Genomic DNA, 18,383 nt, shown 5'->3' on the forward strand with positions numbered 1-18,383 from the left:
TCTTTTGAAGACCGTCGCCTTCCGGCCGGTCCCGGCCGCGACCTCGCGGCGATCAAGCAATCAGCAGACAGTATGCCCAATGCCGAACGAACGGCAGCCGTCGGCGTCGGGTGGCACACACGCCGCGGAGAACGCGGCGCCACTCGCTCACCGAGGGGCGCTGACGACGGAAATGGCCGCAGGGCGGCGCGGCCATCGGACCACTTCGTGCCACGGTCAGGGCCGGTGACGTCAGGTGCCTTCGAGCGTTCTCTGCCACTGAGCCCCCGGGGCGTCGAGCCTGGGCATCAGTTCCTTTCGGGCAGCAGGACAGCGCGGCGCTCCTCGACGCTGAGTTCCCGAAAGGCCCGCCGACGGGCGCGGCGCAGCAGGCCGTCGACGTCCTGATCGGCCATCGTCCACACGCGCAGGGTGCGATCGCGGGAGGCGGTCGCCAGCCGAGAGCCGTCCGGGTGCCAGGCGAGGCCGTTCACCCGGTCGCCGTGCACGCCGACCACCGCGGTCTGCCTGGCCCTGTCCGGGTCCCAGAGCCGGACCGTGTGGTCCTGGGACACGGACGCGATGCGGGTGCCGTCGGGCGACCAGGCGACGTCCTGGACCCGCTCCTCGTGTCCGGCCAGGACGGCGAGCTGGGTGCCGTCGAGGGGGTCCCACAGGCGTATCGTGCGGTCGCGGGAACCGGTGACGAGGCGGCGGCCGTCGGGTGACCAGTGGACCTTCCAGACGTAGTCCAGGTGACCGCGCAGCGTGGTGACGGCGGAGCCGTCGGTGGTGTCCCAGACGATGGCGGTGCGGTCCGTGCTGGACGTGACGAGATAGCGGCTCTCCGGTGACCAGGCCGTACCGCCGATCCAGTCCTCGTGGCCCCGCAGGACGTGGACCGTCGCACCGGTGGCGGCGTCCCAGACGCGGGCCGTGCCGTCGCGGGATCCGGTGGCGATGCGGGTGCCGTCGGGCGACCAGGAGACGTGGGACAGCTCCTCGGTGTGGCCGGCCAGGTCGATGTCGTCGTCGCTGCCGTCCCGCCGCCACACGACGGCCGCGCCATCGCGCAGGGCCATGGCCAGACGGGTGCCGTCGGGGGACCAGGCCGCATCGGACACCTCTCCACCGTCCCACCCGCCGGTCGTGCGGCCCGTGGCGAAGTCCCGGACAGTCAGGGAGCCGTCCTGGTGGACGGCGGCGATGGACGTCCCGTCGGGCGACCAGGCGACCCGGAGGACCGCGTCGTCGCAGTCGCTGAAGACGTTGGTGTCTTCGACGACGTTCCACACGGCCGCGGTGCGGTCGCGGGAAGCGGTAGCCAGGCGCCTCCCGTCGGGCGACCAGGCGATGCCGTAGATGGTGTCGGCGTGCCCGGTGAGCCGCGCCTCGCTGTTGGCCCCGTCGAGGCTCCAGACCCACGCCGTACGGTCCGCGTCGCCACCGGCGAGGCGCGTGCCGTCCGGCGACCAGGCCAGGCAGTTGATGACCTCCGGGCTCTCCAGCGTCCGCTGCGCCCGCCAACTGCCGGTGTTCCAGATTCGTACGGTCTGGTCACCGGAGGCCGAAGCGAGCCGGCGGCCGTCCGGCGACCATCGGATCGACTCGACGTTGTTCCGGTGTTCGGTGAGCACCGCGACGACTGCCGCGGTGGCCGCGTCCCAGACCCGTACCGAACAGTCTTCTCCGCCACTGGCCACGAACTGCCCGTCGGGTGACCACGTCACGCTCCAGACCATGCGCTGGTGCCCGCGCAGCGCCGCGGATTCGACGTAGGCGTCGGCGTAAGTGTCGGCGTCCCAGACGCGCGTGACGCGATCGCTGCCGACCGACGCCAGGCGGCTGCCGTCGGGCGACCAGGCGACACCGCCGACCCCCTCCTCCCGGTCGCCGGTCGCCGCCGCGTGGCGCAGGACGGCCCGCTCGGCCCAGGTGTCGCACGACCAGACGCGCACGGTGGAGTCCCGGCAGCCGGCCGCAAGCCTGCGGCCGTCGGGGGACCAGGCCACCGCCTGCACCCAGGCGCCGCCCCCCGCAAGCACCGTCGGCCGGTCGTCGCGGTCCGGACACCACACCCGTACGGTGCCGTCGTCGCTGGAGACGGCCAGCCGCAGCCCGTCCGGCGACCAGGCCACCCCGGACGCACCGCGTTCGAAGCCGCGGAGCGCGGCTCGCAGCCGTGAGCCGCGCAGGGCCGTGTGCAGAGCCTGGACCGAGCCGGGCGTGGCCGCGCACTCCTCGACCGCCGCAAGGGCGGCGAGCACGGCCGTCTCCGGCTCCGTGTCGAGGCGTGCGAGGGCCCGGACGGCCACCGCGTCCGCGGCACGCTCCATCGCCGCCCGGTCCGCCCGCAGCGACCGGTTCACGAAGTCCGAGACCAGCGCTGTCGCGCCGACCGTCCGTGCGGACTGTTCCAGCCACCGCTGGGCGACCGACAGCCGCTCCCCGGTGAGGAGGTAGGCGTCGTGGCGCTCCGCGTGGTCCCAGTCCTGCGCCCAGCGTTCCAGCTCGGTGCGGCGGCGCAGCTCCTCGGTTCGGGCGACGACCGCTTGCCGCAGCGGCGCCCACTGACGGAACAGCGCCTCGTGGGCCACGTCCAGCGCACCCCCGTCGCCGGTGAGCAGACGGCCGGCGACAAAGGCGTCGGCGACCTCCCGTTCCTCCGGAGTGAGGTCGGCACGGCGGACCCGGCGGCGGGTGGCCTCGTCGCGGTCGATGGTGACGAACCGGAGCAGGGTGGGTATCACGGGCGCGCCCGCCAGCTCGCCGGCCATCTGGTCGGCTCGCTCGGACAGGGCCCCCGCGACGCCACCGAGAGCGCGGTACGCCTCCTCGGTCACCGTCCCGCCGGACCCGCCGGCGCGCAGGTACAGCTCTTGGAGGGTGTAGGCGAGCAACGGCAAGGCATCGCCTCCGCCGCACTCGTCGACCATGCGGGCCACGACGCCGGGTGCGAACGCCAGCCCGGCCTGCTCGGCGGGCTTCTCGATCACCTCGTACAACGCGTCCCGGGTGAGCGTGCCGACGACGGCCGGGTTGCGGACCAGATCGGCGAAACCGGACTCCAGAAACCCCGTCAGGAAGTCCGAGCGCAAGGTGGCCACCATCCACAGCCGTGAGTCGCGCCGCAGCGCGTCGCAGGCGGCGGTGAGGAACGCCTCCCGCTCCTCACGACCGGACAGGGTGAACAACTCCTCCAGCTGGTCGATCACAAGCAACGCCGGCCGTTCGCCGGGCAGTTCATCCAATCGCTGTCGCAGGGTGCGGACCGGGTCCGCACCGGGCGAGAACGGTGCCGCGACCGCCCAGCGGCCCCGCCGCCGGGCCAGCGCCGGCAGCAGCCCGGCCCGCACCAACGACGACTTTCCGCTCCCCGACGGCCCGACCACGGTCACAAAACGCTGCGCACGCCTCGGCGCCGTCGGGTGCAGCCGCCCGACCAGCTCGGCGATCTCCCGGTCCCGCCCGAAGAAGACGGCCGCGTCGTCCTCGGTGAAGGCTTCAAGTCCCGGGTAGGGCGGCTGCGTGTGGTTCCACACCCGGCGCGCCGGCGTCGGCCGATCGAGGACGTGCAGCGCGATCTGCCCGCCGACCAGCAGCACCAGCGCGACGCCGATCAGCGGCACCGACCAGTCCCGCAACAGCCGCAGGGCCAGCGGCACGTGGTCCGACTCACCGGTCGCGTAGTTCGTCGCGATACCCAACAGGGTCCCGACCAGCATGAGCAGGACATCGACCACGAGTTTGAGGGGGCGTCGATCCATAGATCGACAACTTAGCTGTCGGCGAGGCCGAGATGGGAAGATCCTCAGAACAGTCCGGCGCCGCTTGATGACCGCTGAGGCGTGCGCATCCTGACCCCGCGCCGTGGGAGGCGGGCCGCGGCATGTGCAGCCCGGCGGGGCGGGCCTGCTTGAGCGCATGCCGGATCGTCTCCGTCTGCGCGAGGGCCGCATCCCCCCGACGTCGGGAGCGGGCCAGGGCTGTCGCCTCGCAGGAGTTTCGCCGGCTCGTCCTCGACGTCGACCCGCCCGGTGCCCACGGCGGTGAGGATCGGCACCCGGCTGCCCGATGCGGCGCTGCACCTCGCCGGAGCGCTGCACCTCGCCGGTTTCGCCCAGGTGACCGGCACGTTGTGGCGGGTCGACGACGCCCTCGGCGGCCGAGATCTCCCAGACCGTGTACGCCCACCTGGCCGCTGCCCCCGGCAGTCCGCCCGTCGCCCACGCCCTGCACCACGCCGTACGACGCCTGCGCGAGCGTCACCCTGACCGGCCGCTGAACAACTGGGCCGCGCATGTGCATTCGGGGGCGCAGGGGTGGCGTGCGGTCCCACCATCGACCCCTGGACGCGGAAGACGCAGATCTGTATGCCGAATTCTGCCGGGAGTTGGCGACGCTGCGCGCCGCCCTGAGCGGGGACATCAGCGGAGCCCGCGCGGGACGCTGGAACACGCGGGTGCGCCGACCACGCGAAGGTGCCGACATCACCGAAGCGGTCGATGGGTTCGGCCTCGACGCCTCCCTCGATCCACTGCTGTCACGCTCCGCCTCCACTCGGGTCGGCGCCCCTGGACCACCAGTGTGTGGCGCCCACGTCTGCCCGGTCGGCCGCTGCCGACGAGTTGAGCAGCGCCGGGCCACCGAGCCCCCGCTGGAGTGCCTGGTCCACGAACGGGTGCCGAGCTTCGTCGCGGACGGTTGAGGGAGCGCCGGATGACCAGCTTCCTCGCCGAGCTGGGCCGCAGGCCGACCGAGCGCTGGTTGGCTCTGCTCGTCCTGCCGGTTCCGCCTGCCTTTTGGTCGCCGCGGCGGCCGCACGGCTCGGCCAGCGCCACTGGAACGACTGACACGCGCTGTGGGACGTCTGACCGCGCTCACCGCTGCCGCGCCCGGTCGACAGGCCGCCCTCGCGACGCGTGCCGTCCTGCTGATCCTCGCCGCGGTCCCCGTCCCGGCGGGCGCCGGGGCCCGCGCCCAGGCTCTCGCCACCCCGGTGGAACGCGCTCTGTGCGGGCCCTGGCCCTGGCCCCTTGCTACTCTCTTCGCGCGCAGGACCTCCGCTCGCGTCACGGCCCGGCAGCGCGCGAACACCGCCTATGAGCGCAGGAGCACGCCCCTGCCGACGCCGCGAGTCGCAACGCGATCGCCCTGACCGAGCCGCAGCACCCCACCTGGCTGGGCGACCGGCTGCACGCCCCTGACGTCTGGCTGAACACCGAGTACGGCATCGACCTCGCCACCGTCCGGCCCCGTCTGTGGCTCCTGCTGCCCACGCCTACCCGTGAGACTCTCACCGAGTCCCGGGCCCGTCTGGACGTCGCCTTCGCCCTCGGCGGCTGGGCCCTGCTGCATCTGCTGCTTGCCCCTGGCGGGGGCCGGCCGCCCTCATCGCCGCTGCCATGGCGGCGCTGCCGTTCAGGCGGACCGCACTCGCCGCGGCGGTCTACACGGAACTGGTCGAGTCGGCCGTCGATCTTCATCTCCCGCACCTGCTGCCCCGCCTCTCGGAACCTCGGCCCACCCCTCTACAGGGCCGAGCCCTCACAGAACGGTTGAGAAGAGGCACCTGATGCGGCTCCCTGACGGCAACGGGTGCGCGAACACGTCAACTTCTCTTCCGGCTCGAACTTTTCAACCCTCGCCGAAACGAGTTGTTCAGCTATGCCGGGCCAGGGAGCCTACTGCGCGTCACCCCGTCAAGAGTGAGCGAGGAGAATCATGCAGGTTCGGGGAAAGCGTCGCCTCGGCAGAGTTCTGGGTGTGACTGCCGCCAGTGTCGCCTTGGGGGTCATGTCTGCGTCTCCGGCTTTGGCCGCAGACCATTGGCACAGGTCCACGACCGGTGCCAACGGGTGGGGGAAGGTGTGGCTGTCGAGGAACCACTACATCCATCTGGACTACTGGCTGGACGACACCAAGGGCGACGGTAACTGCGTCTATCTCTACGCCGAGGCGCAGCAGTACGAGACGATCGATGGCTGGTCGTACTGGTCCACCACTCCGGAGAGTCAGCACCACCGGGTGGAGATGTGCACAGGAGTCCACGCTTCCTACAAGCACGGAACTCTGTATTGGAACCGTGACGGGAGCATCACGGACGCGTTCACCTCGAAGGTTCGGGTGGCGCTGAAGATCTGCCGCGACAGGACGTGGGTCAGACGCGACAACTGCAGCAGCGTCTACCACTCGCGTTCCTGGAACGTCGGGTGACGCCGCGCCACCGGTCGTTGCCCTGAGGACTTGCCGGCGGCCGCGGGGCGAGACACGAGGGGGCCTCCGTCGCGCGCCCGCGGTCGTCCACCTTCCTGCCGCCCCGGCCCCGGTTGCGTCCTGGCTGGAGCGGGCGTGGAGTTCCGTTGTGACCGGCGGCCTCGCCTCCGGGCGGCTTGGCTGCTCTGTCGTGTTGGTCGCTCACCACCGGCCGCCGCGACTGCCGTGATCGTCGCCACCCAGCACCTTGTCGGCATCGCCGCATCCGCTTCGTGGAGCAGCCCCGCCGCATCTGCTCGCGGTGACCGTCCGGCTGTGCCTGAAGGCCGTCCGGCGCCCCCTGGGCGGCCTTCGCGGACGCGGGAGGTCGATCGAGCCGGACGGCGAGCGTTGCGACAGGGCTGTCACAAGCCTCGGGATCGCTTGACCTTGCCTCGGGGGGTGGGCCGACAGTGTCTGTGTGGATCACATGAGCGGGCGGTCTGCGTTCGCTGTTCAGGCCGGGACGGGTAGGGGGCACATGACCGCGACCTGCGTCGTTCTCGACATCGGCGGGGTGCTGGAGATCACGCCGGAGACGGGATGGGTACAACGGTGGGAAGAGCGGTTGGAACTGCGGCCCGGCACTGTCGGTGACCGGATGCGTGACGTGTGGCGGGCCGGGAGTGTCGGCAGGCTCAGCGAGCGTGAGGTGTGTGAACAGGTGTCGGCCCGACTGGGACTCGACGCCCCCCAGGTTGAAGCCTTCATGGCTGATCTGTGGACGGAATACCTGGGGACACCGAACGAGGAACTCATCGACTATGTGCGAGGACTGCGCGGACGCTGCAGGCTGGGAATCCTGAGCAACAGCTTCGTCGGCGCCCGGGAGCGGGAGACGGCGCTGTACCACTTCGACGAACTCGTCGAACAGGTCGTCTACTCGCACGAGACCGGCATCGAGAAGCCCGACCTGCGCGCCTTCGAGGCCGTGTGCGCCAGGTTGGACGTGCGGCCGGAAAGCTGCCTGTTCATCGACGATGCCGCAGTCAACGTCGAGGCGGCCCGGGCAGCCGGGATGCAGGCGCATCTCTTCGAGGACAATGCCCGGACCGTCGCACGCGTTGCGGCTCATCTACAGGCCGTACCCGCGGCCCCGCGACGGGTCCCGCCCGGCGGGTGACGTCGGGCTCGGCCGGTCTTTCACGGGTTTCCGGCCAGGCGCCGCAGTGGCGTGGCCGATCGTCGGTTCGTTTCTGCGGTCTCAACCCGGGCTCGGGCGCCGACGAGGGAGGAGGCGCCGGTGCCTCTCGATCGGCCTGAAGGGCGTCCTACAGCGTCTATTCGGGCGGCCGGTTGTACGTGTCCAATGTGGCCTCGCTTGTCGAAGTGTCCATGAGCACAGCTCCTACGGGCCGGTGTGCAGGTCGAACTCCTTGCCGAACGCGCCCCACTTGCTTGCCCGCCCTGCGGCGTCCGGCCGGCTCGATGAGCATCTGGTGGACCCGGGACCCCGAAGTGGCGGGCGTCGCGGTAGTGGCAGTCCTGCGCCGTCTGCTCCGTCCAGATGCCCGTGACGGCGCGGGGCCCCGGATGGGGCCCGTAGAACGTTCGGTGTAGCTCCTGATCGAGGAAGATGCATCAATGCCCAGCGACAACGTGAACGAGGCCGGGTCAGTCGGGGCTGCTGAGCCGAAGTCGTCGAAGGCGGTGGACGAGCAGCTGATCGACGAGCTGGGGGGCCGTGCCCGGGCCGAGGGCCTGCAGCTGACCGGTGAGGGCGGGCTGCTTCAGCAGCTGACGAAGCGGCTGCTGGACTCCGCCCTGGAGGGCGAGATGACCGGCCATCTCGTGCCCGGAACGAATCAGTGCCCCTGGGACGGATACACCATCCCTCATTTTCAGCAGGGCCCGGCCCGCTGGCGGGGCGACCTCGGTGTCGTGGTCGCCCCTGCGTCATGCCTGCCAGAGCCTTGGCACCGGCCATGTGCGCTGCTTGCCGGGCGCGGCCCCGCGGGGGAGGGGGCCTTGACGCGTCCGAGTGATCAAGCGCGGTCGTGGAGCGTGACCTGGTAGCCGTCGGGGTCGGCGAAGGTGAAGGTCCGGCCGAAGGGGCCGTCGATCGGCGCGGAGACGATGGTGTGTCCCCCGGCGACGAGCGCGTCGTGGATGGCTTGGACGTCGGTGGCGTGGAGCCAGATCGCGACACCGATGCCGGGCTGAGCGACGGATGCGAGGTCGGTGCCGGGAATGACGTCGCGAAGTGCGAAGGCGATCGGCTTCGTCTCGAAGACGACGGCGTGCGGGGGTCCGGCCGGCGAGCGGACGAGGCCCAGGTACTGCTCGTAGAACGCCTGTGAAGCGTTGAGGTCGCGCACTTGGAGCGAGATGAAGTCGGGGCCGGTGGCGGGCATGATGACGCTCTCCTTCTTGCGTGTCAGTTTTCTGACACGCATCAAGCTATGTCAGAATGCTGACATGAGTCAAGAAGGTGTTGGCGTCGACCTGGAGACGTCACTGGGCTACCTGCTCAAGGAAGCGTCGAGCGCCCTCCGCGCGGCCATGGAGGAAGTGCTGCGGCCGCTTGGAATGAGCGTGACGCACTACTCCTGCCTCGAGCTGCTGGCGCAACGACCGGGCTTGTCGAACTCCGAGCTTGCGCGCGGTGCGTTCGTGACGCGGCAGACGATGAACGTGCTGCTCCAGGCCCTGGAACAGGACGGCTGCGTGACCAGGCCCCCGAAGCCGCCTGTCGGGAAGGCGCTTCCCGCGCGGCTCACGCCTCGCGGCCGACGAAGCCTGGAGAAGGCCAGCGCAGCCGTCCGGTCCGTCGAGGCCAGAATGCTCGCCGGCCTGACCGAGACCGAGCAGTCAGACGCGTTCAGGATCCTGCACAGCATGATCCATTCACTGCGCGGTGACGACGAGGGCGCGTAGCTCGTCCCGCGGCGTACGTCTCGTAGCGCTCGCTCGGGAGTGCGGTCGGGCCTGAAATCCGTGTCGGCGGCCCTCGGGACCGGCTGACCCCCACTGGCCCTCTGCCGCTGTGAGCCGGCTGTGAGCCGGGGCCCCTCAAGCCGGAACAGGGCCGGCTCAAACGGTTGAAGCCAAGCGGCAATGATTACCGGACCTGGATTGGTGAACGACTGGCGCGGGTGGAGGCGGCGCGGCCTGCAGAGGAGCCGAAGCACGATCCTTGCCACCGAGGAAGGCATGCTGGGGCCAGGGCGTCACCGGGCGGAGAGCGCTGAGCAGAGGTCTGAACCGCGCTGCAATGTCAGCTGCCCACTCCGGCTTCCCACTTGCGCCGACGCAGCACGTGGTCGCTGAAGAGGTGTCGGCTCCGGTCGAGCAGTTCAGCGACCTCCGCGTCGCCGCGCCGCCCGTCCGGCGACGGATGCCAGCGCTGCACGGATTGCGTGGCCCAGGTGCGCAGCTTCGCGTCCGGGTCCTGGAGCAGACCGACAGCCGCCCGTAGCGCCATGATGCCGCCACGCGCGTCGAGCAGCCGAAACGCAGCGACGCGGACATGGCGCGGCCCCTCGGAGCTGGTGCGTTCCAAGAGCCAGTCGGCGGGCAGTTCCTCGGGCGAGGGCAGCAGGGCGGCGGTTGTCTCCCGGACGACCCCGGGAGCAGGGTCGTCGAGGAGCGGCCGCAACTCGTTCACGTCCACGCAGTCCAGTGCCCGCAGCCCTGCCACTGCTCGTGCCCGCACCCTGGCCGCCGCGTGCACGAGCAGCGGCCGCAGCAGCACGGCGTCCGCGCGGTTCCCGCACTCGGCCAGCCCGATGACCGCGTTGGGCGGCAACTCGGGATCCTCTGGTGCTGTGCATCGCTGCCGGTACCAGGCCGCCGGGTCACCTCCTTGCTGTCCTATGACATACCGGGCGCAGGCACGCACGAGCGCGGATCGGTCGGCGAGAAACGACTCCGCCTGCTTCGACCGCCCCGACCGTCGCAGCGCGGTGACGCCGGCCGAACGGATACGCGGGTTGCGCGTGGACAGCAGTGCAGGCAGGACACTCTCGTAGGCATCCTCATCCCTCACAGTGGCGAGCGCCGCTGTGGCACACAGGTCCTGAATCACGGTGTCCTGGTCCCCGGCAGCCGCGCGAGCCAGCTCGGCGGGGCGGAGCAGCCGGCCGTCGATGGCCAGCCGGTACGCGAACCGCCGGACGAGGCGGTTGGGGTCGGCGAAGAGAACAGCGAGCCGCCCGTCGGATGCCTGGCGCAGGACCTGGCCGAGCACATCGACTCCGAAGGCGCCTCTGTCGCGGTGGCCGACGCGGAGGATGAGCGGCGCGAGGCCGAGTGCAGCCTCCACGTTCTATGGCCCGCGATCGCCGAGGCCCGCCACCGCGGTCTCGCGCAGGCCGCGTCGAATCCGTCGGCGAGGGCATCGAGTGCTGCCCTTGTACGTGTCCGAACGGACCTTTCCTGACCGCTTCGGACAGGAGGATCCTGAAGGCTTGACGGAGAGATCATGAGTGAGTAGGTGAGCATGCGCGCGCACGACACCCGTACTGAACAGGACGCGGCGAGGCGGCCTCCGAGCTCTCCGGCGAGCCTGACACGGCTCGCTCCCAGTGAGGTGCCGGTGCCGGCGGCACTCACCCCACAGTCGATCATGCGGATCCAGCGCAACGCCGGGAACGCCGCCGCCGTGCGGCTCGTCGCGCGACAACGGCACGCGCACGGCCCCGGTTGCGGCCACGGCGAGGAGACCACCCACGTCCAGCGCTCGACCGCCCCGGATGTCCTGCGCAGCTCCGGAAAGCCCCTGGACGGCGAGGTTCGCGGCGACATGGAGGGGCGACTCGGCGCGGACTTCTCCGACTTCTCCGATGTGCGCGTCCACGACGACGGGGCCCAAAGGGAGTTCGCGGCGGAGGTCGGCGGCCCCGTGGCGGGGACCGACAACGGCGGCGGGCTGCGGGTCAGCGACTCCTCCGATCGGTTCGAGCGTGCCGCCGATGCCAACGCCAACGCGGTACGTACGCTGTCCGGGTCCTCGCCGGTGCAACGGGTGAGTGTGGGGCATCCGGCGGCCCAAAGGAACAAGGGCGCCGCGGCGGTACAGCGGATGCCGAAGGAGACGACCGACAAGCGGGCCGGCAAGAAGTCGCAAGGCAAAGCCAAGAAGTCCCGAGGAAAGACCGTCGCCGAGGCACTCATGACCGAGTTGGTGAAGCTCGGCTGGAAGCCGCACGGAGCCAACCAGAGTCTGACCATCCACAAGCCGGCGAAGACGGACGCCCCGTCCGAGAGGTCGAAGGCCGGCAACCTCAACGGCACCGCCAAGGCGCGGATCTACGGCGACACCGCCAACCTCAAGGAGCCCCGGCCGTACCCGGAGGACGAACGCAGCCGTCAGAGCACACGGTGGATCACGACGCTTGCCCTCAACTATCTGAACGGCCTGAGGAAAGCGCCCGAAGAGGTGCAGGCAACCGTCCATGAAGCGAAGCTCTACATCTCGGCGAACAAGAACACGGCCAATGACGCCCTGCGCGCGCTCGCCGAGGAGACGCAGACCGGTAGCGCCTTCCTGAGGGCACTGATCGACGGCAACGCGCCCGAGTCGCTCGACGGCCGGAGCCGGCGGCACCGGAGCAAGGCGGAGAGCCGGCTCACGGGTGAGGAGGACATGTCCAGCGGCTATCAGTCGATCATCAGGGCCCTTTCCGCGAAGGTCGAGGTGCCCGCCAAAGTGGACAAGGAGAACGACGGCCTGCACGCGGAACGGCGTCTCGCCGAGGCGCTGCCCCCGGGCGCCGTCACCCCGGCCACGACGGTGGGCACCAAGCGTCCCTGCGTCGCCTGCTACATCTCCCTCTACAACGGCACGGGTATCTCCCCGGGCCCGTACTGGCCGAGCAAGGCGGCGAACCTGGGCTTTGCCAACTACACGCTGGAGGGCGCTGAGATGCTGGCTGCCCAGATCGACACAGCAGTCGTCAACGCCGGTGGCACCTATGCCTCACTGGAACTGCTCTGCGACGACCACGAGGAGAACATCGAGAACGGGGTGCACTGGAACTACAACACCGACTCCGACTCCGACTCGGACGCGGGCGGCGCCGACCGGATGGACACGTCCTCGGCCTGACGACCCGACGGTGCCTCAGGCGGTCGGTGGCGATGCCCGGGCGGCGCGCCGACCCCCTGGCGGAGCGGTGAGACGGGGCGAAGGAACTGGACGACGGGTTTGCTCACCACGCAGGAGCTCGACGCCGAGGTCTGTTTCTACGGGCTGTGGATGCAGGATGCGGCGGCGGACATCGACGCCTTCGACGACGAGCCCGCGCAGGACGTGCCCTTCAAAACAGCGTCCGGAACACGGATGGTGGTGCACAGTGCCGGTCACACGCACACCGCGGATTTTCGCGCGGAAGTCTGGGACGAGGCGCCGCCGCTGGCACCGGGGCCGTGGGAGCAGCAGGCCGAGGCGCGTATCGACGCTCCTTCCGGGCAGCCGCAACTGTGGACCTACACGGACATGACGATGGAGGGGATCGAACCGGGTTCGGCCGGCAGGACGTGGCACGTCCGGGTGTACGCCAAGGGACGTCACCGCGTACATGGGGACCTGTCCCCGAGCCCACCGCCCCCGGATGAACGAAGCCGCGCGGCGGGCCTCACCGCCTGGGGCATCTACGCGTCTCGCATGTCTCTGAGGTTGTCGGCAACGGTGGAGGTCGGAGTGTGGAGGATGGCGTCGAACGCCTCAAGGACGGGAGTGTGGAGGTAGGCGCTTTGGATCCGGATGCGGTCGGGGCCCGGGGCAAGGTCCGCGTTCCCGTGGGTCTCCCGCGGGCCTGCCTGGTGGAGATCGGCGATGCTGAGCCCGAGCCCGGCGTCGGCGAACGCGGCTTCGATGCTTCCCGGCTCGGCCGGCTCCAGCGCGGTGGCCTCGATGGTGAAGCCGAAGGGTGCGTTCTCGTCGCGGGGCATGTCCGCGGTATGTCCGGTGGTGCTCGTCAGACCGAGGGCGAAGTAGTCGTCGTTCAGCGCGCGGTGCAGGTGCTGCCCCATGGGGAGCCCTGTCAGGCGGCCGTCGAAGGAAACTGGCGTCTTCTGGATGTGGGCGTTGTGAGCCGCCAGCACGATACGGGTCTCGGGTCCGAGGCGTTCCAGGTGCCACAGGACCGACTCGGCCATGTAGAGGTCGCGGGCCGAGGTGTCGGCGGTCAGCCCTTTGCCGGCGAAGAGGTCGGCCATGGCGCGGAAGGTGTAGTCGGCGTGGCATGCGCCTTCGATACGGCGCAAGGCGATGTCGTAGCTGTGCTGGTCGCCGCGGGACACGTACAGCGGTTCGACGGAGAGGAACCGGATGAGCAGGCGTGTCAGGATCGCACTGAGGGCGTCCTGTTCGGCGGTGGCCAGGCGCGCCCACGCGGGCGCGGCGACGGCCGCGGAGCCACCGGCGAACGAGTCGGCGATCCGTATCGCCTCCTCGACGACCGGCAGACTCTCCGGATCGATCCGGCGCAGGTAGTCGGCCACCGGGACCAGAGTGGGAAGCAAGGACCCACCGGCCGCCGGGATGTCGATGCCTGCGAAGCGCACCGGTGTTGCGGCGGTGCGGTTGTGCCGACGTATCCAGCGCAGCGGCTCGTCGACCCCCACGGGGACCGTTCCGACTAGGTGCGCCGACAGGTCGCCGTCTGTCCCCTCGCCCTGCGCCCACGCGTCAAGGGTGAAGCCCTCGCTGAAGCCGTACTCGAAGGCCATAACGGTGAACCCGCAGCTCTCGGTCAGGAACCGCAGGATGCGCTCGCGCATGGATGCGAACTCGTTGATGAAGTGGGAACTTTCACCGATCGCGACGACACGTGCGTCACCGATGGTGGCGCGCAGCGGCTCCAGATCGTCGAGTGGTGCCTCGGGGTCGAGGTGATCGAGGGCGACGGCATGGGTGCGGAGCCAGTCGGCGAGCGGGTTGTGGTGGGGTGAAGCAGGCATGCTGACAGCTCGATTCTCGGTGCTGGAACGGTGGATCGCGGACAGGGGAGCGGGGCGCCGCGCAGGTCGCCCTGGGCCGGGCTCGTTCAATGGCCCGTGGTGCTGCTTGGTGTCGGGCCCTGAGGTGCCCTTTCCACGTGCCCGGGCGCCGCGTTCTCCAGGTCGTCGATGCTGCCGGACATGATCGTGCGGATGTGCTCGGTGATGTGCTGGAGCGGCCAGTCCCACCAGGCCAGGGCGAGGAGCCGGTTGATGTCGGCGTCGCTGAAGCGGCGGCGGATGAGGCGGGCGGGGTTGCCGCCGACGATGCCGTAGTCGGGGACGTCGTCGACGACGACGGAGCCGGAGGCGATGATCGCTCCTTGGCCGATGCGGACGCCGGGCATCACCAGGGACCTATAGCCGATCCAGACGTCATGGCCCACCACGGTGTCGCCTCGTCCGGTCAGGCCGGTGATGAGGTCGAAGTGCTCGGACCATGAACCGCCCATGATCGGGAAGGGGAACGTGGAGGGGCCGTCCATGCGGTGATTGGCGCCGTTCATGATGAACCGCACGCCCTCGCCCAGTGCGCAGAACTTCCCGATGACCAGCTTTTCCGGTCCGTAGTGGTACAGCACGTTGCGAGTCTCGAAGGCGGTCGGGTCATCGGGGTCGTCGTAGTAGGAGAAGTCTCCGACCTCGATGAGAGGCGAGGTGATCAGCGGTTTCAGCAGTGCCACCCGCGGCTGTTCGGGCATCGGGTGCACCACGGTCGGGTCGGCGGGAACAGGCGGCATCACGAATTGGTCCTTCCTGAGGGATGTTCTGCGGGGCCGGAGGATTTCAGCGGGTGGCGGAGGATGTCTCGATCGCCTGGACGCCCAGAAGGGCGCTCCGCTGGTGCCGACGCGGCCGACGGTCATGGCCGACGATGACGGACGTGCGTTGTACCCCGTCAGAGCGGTTTCCAGCTCCTCGGCGAGAGCGGGCGAGAGGTGGTCGCGGTCGAACAAGACGAGAGACAGCGGATGCGCGGCGTGCCCCGTCCGGCGGCCTCTCCTGTCCGCCCAGCGGCGAAGGCGGTCGGCAGGGTCCCGGCCGGTTCCCCCGGGGCGCGGTTCTTGGGGGAGATAGCCGATCCTCGTGCGGCAGTTGACGCTTCGGCATCTGCGGCGGCGATGCCGGCGGCGTCGCGGAAGACGCCCTGTAGGCGGCGGGTCCGCAGTAGCGGGGCACGGGGGAGGAGGGAGGGGGAGCGCAGCGGCTCCGGCGGGGCCGGGACCCGGTCGGCGAGGAGGCGGCGCAGCCGTTCCTGGGCGTTGCGTACTCGGCTGGCCCGTCCTTGGGCATGCCAACCCCTCGGTGGCCAACTCGCCGCCGTCCTTCATCGGACGGCCCGGGGCCGCCTGTCGGGCGGGGGCCGCGGTGGCTTCGCGGAGCCGGTCGATGTCGGCCGCCCCTGGTCGTGCGCCGAGGTCCAGCGCTGCCGGGCAGCCGTCTGCCTGGCGGTATAACGGGTGCAGCCGTTGCCGTACCGCATGACGCGACGTGCCCCGGCGTCCACCTCCAACAGGCTGGCGGCAAACCCGTTCGAGGAAGCCCCGGTCGTGGGAGACCGTCGCGGTGGTTCCCCCGTGCGGTGGCTCTTCGAGCCCGCTCAGGGCACCGTCGTCGAGATGCTTGGTCGACTCGTCCAGCCCCAGCCCCAGCCCCAGCCCCAGCCCCAGGCCCGGGCCTGGGCCCGGGCCGTGCAGAGCGCGTTCCACGTGTGCGTCGGCGTCATAGCCACCGAGCAGCTCTAACACCGTCATCAGTTCGCCGTACCTGGCCATGCCGGCCTCGTCACAGTCGGCCATGGCGGTCTCCAGGCGGCGCATGCGCGGCTCGACCGTACGCAGACCGCTCAGCCCCCGGTCGGTGACCTGCTGGGCCGTGACTTGCGATGTCAGGTGCCCGTCGTGGGAAAGACAGCCGACTCCGCCGGTGGCCTCTGCGACGGCATGGTTCTGATCGGGCCGGTCACACCCGACGCACAGAGGCAGCAAGGTGGTCTCGCCCGGTCCGTTCTCACTGGTGGTCCCGGTGCGCCCGCCCGCGGTGAGCGAGCGGGTCGCCGAGTCAAGAACGAGCCCGCCGTCGCAGGGCTTGCGGACGGCGAGTGCAGTGATCTGTGCAGGCACGCAGGCGCTCCAAAGCATTCGAGAACGAGGTGGCCGTCGAGGGTCGCGCGGCCGGGTGAACGCTTCGGAAGAGCATCGATCACTCCACTAGTGCGACAGCTGTTGCTTTAATAGCCTGCCATGACGGACCCGCCCCGAGCAAAGGTATTGAGCAATGAATCCCGCAGACCAAGGACCGGAAGGAACCCGTCCGCCCCCGACCCGCCGCAGGCCCGGGGGCCGCACCGCCCGCATTCGACAGCAGGTGCTCGACGCGGTCGTCGCGGAACTCGGCGAACACGGTTATGACGGGCTCACCACTGACGCCGTCGCAGCCCGCGCCGGCGTGCACCGCACCACGGTGTACCGGCGCTGGGGGGACGTCGGCGGCCTGCTCGCCGACGTCCTCGACGCTGCGTCCGACGACGACTGGCAGCCACCGGACACCGGCTCACTGGAACGCGACTTGGCAGCACTGAACCAGGAGATCTACGCAGCCCTGACTGCACAGCCGCCGATCATGGCAGCACTGATCGCCGCCTCGTTCCGCTCCGAGAAGGCCGCCCAGGCCCAACAGCGACTCTGGGAGGACCGTTACGCGCGCTGCGAGATCATCGTCAGCCGGGCTGTCCAGCACGGCGAACTACCACCGCATACTGACGCTCGGCAACTGCTCATCGCGGCCACCGCACCGCTGTACCACCAACTGGTGCTCCTCCGCACGGCCCCCGACCCGCGACTGCCCGGCCACGCAGCCAGAACGGCCGCCCTCGCCGCGGCCGCCGGATCCTTCGCCAAGTCCCCGTCAGCAGGCCATGCATGAGGGAGGCTTCCCCGAAACATGGTCGGCATCCTTCACCCGTCACCGTCGCGCGGGTGCCGCGCGACCCGAGGATGTCCTGGCGGCCGTTTACGACGGGCGGCGGAAAACCTGCCGTCCGTAGGCGCCTTTCCTCGGAACTTGGCGGTATGTCGGCGAGAACCACAGCGCCGATCCTGCTGGATTACGACGTTGGGGGAAATTGGGTATGAGGCGCTGTTGGAGGGTTGAGGTGAGTATGTGAACCTGGTGCCCATGTCGATCTTCGCAACCGCCGTGGTGCTGCTCATCGCCGCGCTTCACGTCTATATCATGGTCCTTGAGATGTTTTTGTGGACCGGTCCGAGGGCTCGAGCCGCATTCGGGACGAGTGTCGAGTTCGCCTCCGAGACGAAGGCGCTCGCTGCCAATCAGGGCCTGTACAACGGTTTCCTCGCGGCCGGTCTGGTGTGGGGCGCCGTGGCGTCCGGCCCGGCGGGCTTCCAGGCGAGAGTGTTCTTCCTGCTGTGCGTCGCCGTAGCCGGCGCGTACGGGGCCGCCACGGCCGGCCGTAAGATCCTCTTCGTGCAGACCGTTCCGGCTTTGATCGGCCTGGCGCTCGTAGTGGCGGCTTACTGAACAGGGTTGACGGCATGTCAGTGGCGGGGGTCGATCGGATGATGTGAAGGTCCTGAATCATGCATCTCCGTCTCAGGCTGCCTTCACCGGCGTGGCGCGCCCATACCTTGCCGAGCCGCTGGCCGGGTTGACCCCCACCCGATCCGGGCGCGATCGGAAGAGCTCATTCCCGAATTCCTGACAGCGCGGCTCACCGATCGACGCTCGCGCCCTCCACTCGGCGTCCGTGAAGATGTGGCGGGGCGTTTATTTATTCGTATGCGGCCGCCCCATTCCGACTGGGCGGCCGGCGCCGCGCGCACCCGGGGCGCCCCCGCGCCGCGCCTGCCCTGCGTCCGCTCCAACGGACGACCGCGCGCCTGCTGCGAGGACTACGGCTTCGCGCACCACGGCGACGTGCCCGTCAGCCGCGCCCCGGGCCGGCGCTCCCGCGACGGCCGGGCCGCCTGGGGTCGGACGGTATGAACTGCACTTGAGAAAAGGGGAGTCGAGGGGGAGTTGAGGCGTGACAGGCATACGTCGCGGGCGAACTCCACCGTGCCGGGCGGGGCGGCCGCGCCTGGTCGGTGTGCGCGGGGCGAGGTCGTCGGCCGGGCGGACGGATTTGCCGAATCGGCAACGGGCGGGGCGCCGACGTGCCAACCGCTGAATGATTGCTGCTGGTG

General features: G+C 70.1%; 12 protein-coding genes and 2 pseudogenes. 9 read left to right on the top strand and 5 right to left on the bottom strand.

Annotation, left to right across the window (positions count from 1 at the left end; translation table 11 throughout):
• Positions 1-287: 287 nt before the first annotated feature.
• Entirely contained in the window at positions 288-3,746 is a 3,459-nt protein-coding gene (locus OFY01_RS00240; RefSeq protein WP_266595064.1) for an nSTAND1 domain-containing NTPase, read from the bottom strand.
• A gap of 2,101 nt (positions 3,747-5,847) precedes the next feature.
• Here OFY01_RS00240 and OFY01_RS00245 point away from each other — a divergent pair.
• The 3 genes and pseudogenes from OFY01_RS00245 to OFY01_RS00260 form a co-directional block, all read left to right on the top strand.
• Positions 5,848-6,195 carry a hypothetical protein gene (locus tag OFY01_RS00245; protein WP_266595065.1) on the top strand — a complete coding sequence of 116 codons (348 nt, stop codon included), beginning with the start codon at positions 5,848-5,850 and terminating at the stop codon, positions 6,193-6,195.
• A 520-nt stretch (positions 6,196-6,715) separates the two neighbouring features.
• Positions 6,716-7,357: an HAD family hydrolase gene (locus tag OFY01_RS00250; protein WP_266595067.1), complete on the top strand. Its 642-nt coding sequence runs from the start codon at positions 6,716-6,718 to the stop codon at positions 7,355-7,357.
• Positions 7,358-7,818: 461 nt separating this feature from the next.
• Positions 7,819-8,025: pseudogene (locus OFY01_RS00260) on the top strand (IS256 family transposase); the annotation flags it as partial.
• Positions 8,026-8,219: 194 nt separating this feature from the next.
• Here the strand turns inward: OFY01_RS00260 and OFY01_RS00265 are convergent.
• The gene (locus tag OFY01_RS00265) at positions 8,220-8,588 is read right to left on the bottom strand and encodes a VOC family protein (RefSeq protein ID WP_266595069.1); all 369 of its coding nucleotides are present in this window, start codon (positions 8,586-8,588) and stop codon (positions 8,220-8,222) included.
• A gap of 64 nt (positions 8,589-8,652) precedes the next feature.
• Between OFY01_RS00265 and OFY01_RS00270 the strand changes: the two genes are divergently transcribed.
• Entirely contained in the window at positions 8,653-9,111 is a 459-nt protein-coding gene (locus OFY01_RS00270) for a MarR family winged helix-turn-helix transcriptional regulator (protein WP_266595262.1), read from the top strand.
• A gap of 340 nt (positions 9,112-9,451) precedes the next feature.
• On the opposite strand, the pseudogene OFY01_RS00275 reads toward OFY01_RS00270, so the two are convergent.
• Positions 9,452-10,501: pseudogene (locus tag OFY01_RS00275) on the bottom strand (hypothetical protein); the annotation flags it as partial.
• Positions 10,502-10,771: 270 nt separating this feature from the next.
• On the opposite strand from OFY01_RS00275, the gene OFY01_RS00280 reads away from it, so the two are divergent.
• Positions 10,772-12,283 carry an eCIS core domain-containing protein gene (locus tag OFY01_RS00280; RefSeq protein WP_266595073.1) on the top strand — a complete coding sequence of 504 codons (1,512 nt, stop codon included), beginning with the start codon at positions 10,772-10,774 and terminating at the stop codon, positions 12,281-12,283.
• 99 nt (positions 12,284-12,382) lie between these two features.
• Positions 12,383-12,925, top strand: coding sequence for a hypothetical protein (locus OFY01_RS00285; protein ID WP_266595074.1), 543 nt, complete (start codon positions 12,383-12,385; stop codon positions 12,923-12,925).
• On the opposite strand, the gene OFY01_RS00290 is transcribed toward OFY01_RS00285, so the two are convergent.
• Together OFY01_RS00290 and OFY01_RS00295 are read right to left on the bottom strand one after the other, a co-directional pair.
• Complete coding sequence (locus OFY01_RS00290; protein ID WP_266595075.1) at positions 12,829-14,139, bottom strand: erythromycin esterase family protein; 1,311 nt, start codon at positions 14,137-14,139, stop codon at positions 12,829-12,831. The two genes, OFY01_RS00285 and OFY01_RS00290, sit on opposite strands and share 97 nt — an antisense overlap.
• 86 nt (positions 14,140-14,225) lie before the next feature.
• Positions 14,226-14,918, bottom strand: a complete 693-nt coding sequence (locus OFY01_RS00295) for a CatB-related O-acetyltransferase (RefSeq protein ID WP_266595077.1) — start codon at positions 14,916-14,918, stop codon at positions 14,226-14,228.
• A gap of 810 nt (positions 14,919-15,728) precedes the next feature.
• Between OFY01_RS00295 and OFY01_RS00300 the strand changes: the two genes are divergently transcribed.
• The 3 genes from OFY01_RS00300 to OFY01_RS00310 all read left to right on the top strand — a co-directional run bounded on the left by OFY01_RS00300 (position 15,729) and on the right by OFY01_RS00310 (position 17,718).
• Entirely contained in the window at positions 15,729-15,923 is a 195-nt protein-coding gene (locus OFY01_RS00300; RefSeq protein ID WP_266595079.1) for a hypothetical protein, read from the top strand.
• A 532-nt stretch (positions 15,924-16,455) separates the two neighbouring features.
• Entirely contained in the window at positions 16,456-17,103 is a 648-nt protein-coding gene (locus tag OFY01_RS00305) for a TetR/AcrR family transcriptional regulator (protein WP_266595081.1), read from the top strand.
• A 252-nt stretch (positions 17,104-17,355) separates the two neighbouring features.
• On the top strand, positions 17,356-17,718 hold the full coding sequence (locus tag OFY01_RS00310; RefSeq protein WP_266595264.1) for a DUF1304 domain-containing protein: 363 nt from the start codon (positions 17,356-17,358) through the stop codon (positions 17,716-17,718).
• The last annotated feature ends 665 nt before the right edge of the window (positions 17,719-18,383 follow it).

This window comes from Streptomyces beihaiensis (assembly GCF_026274175.1).
Classification (GTDB): domain Bacteria; phylum Actinomycetota; class Actinomycetes; order Streptomycetales; family Streptomycetaceae; genus Streptomyces; species Streptomyces beihaiensis.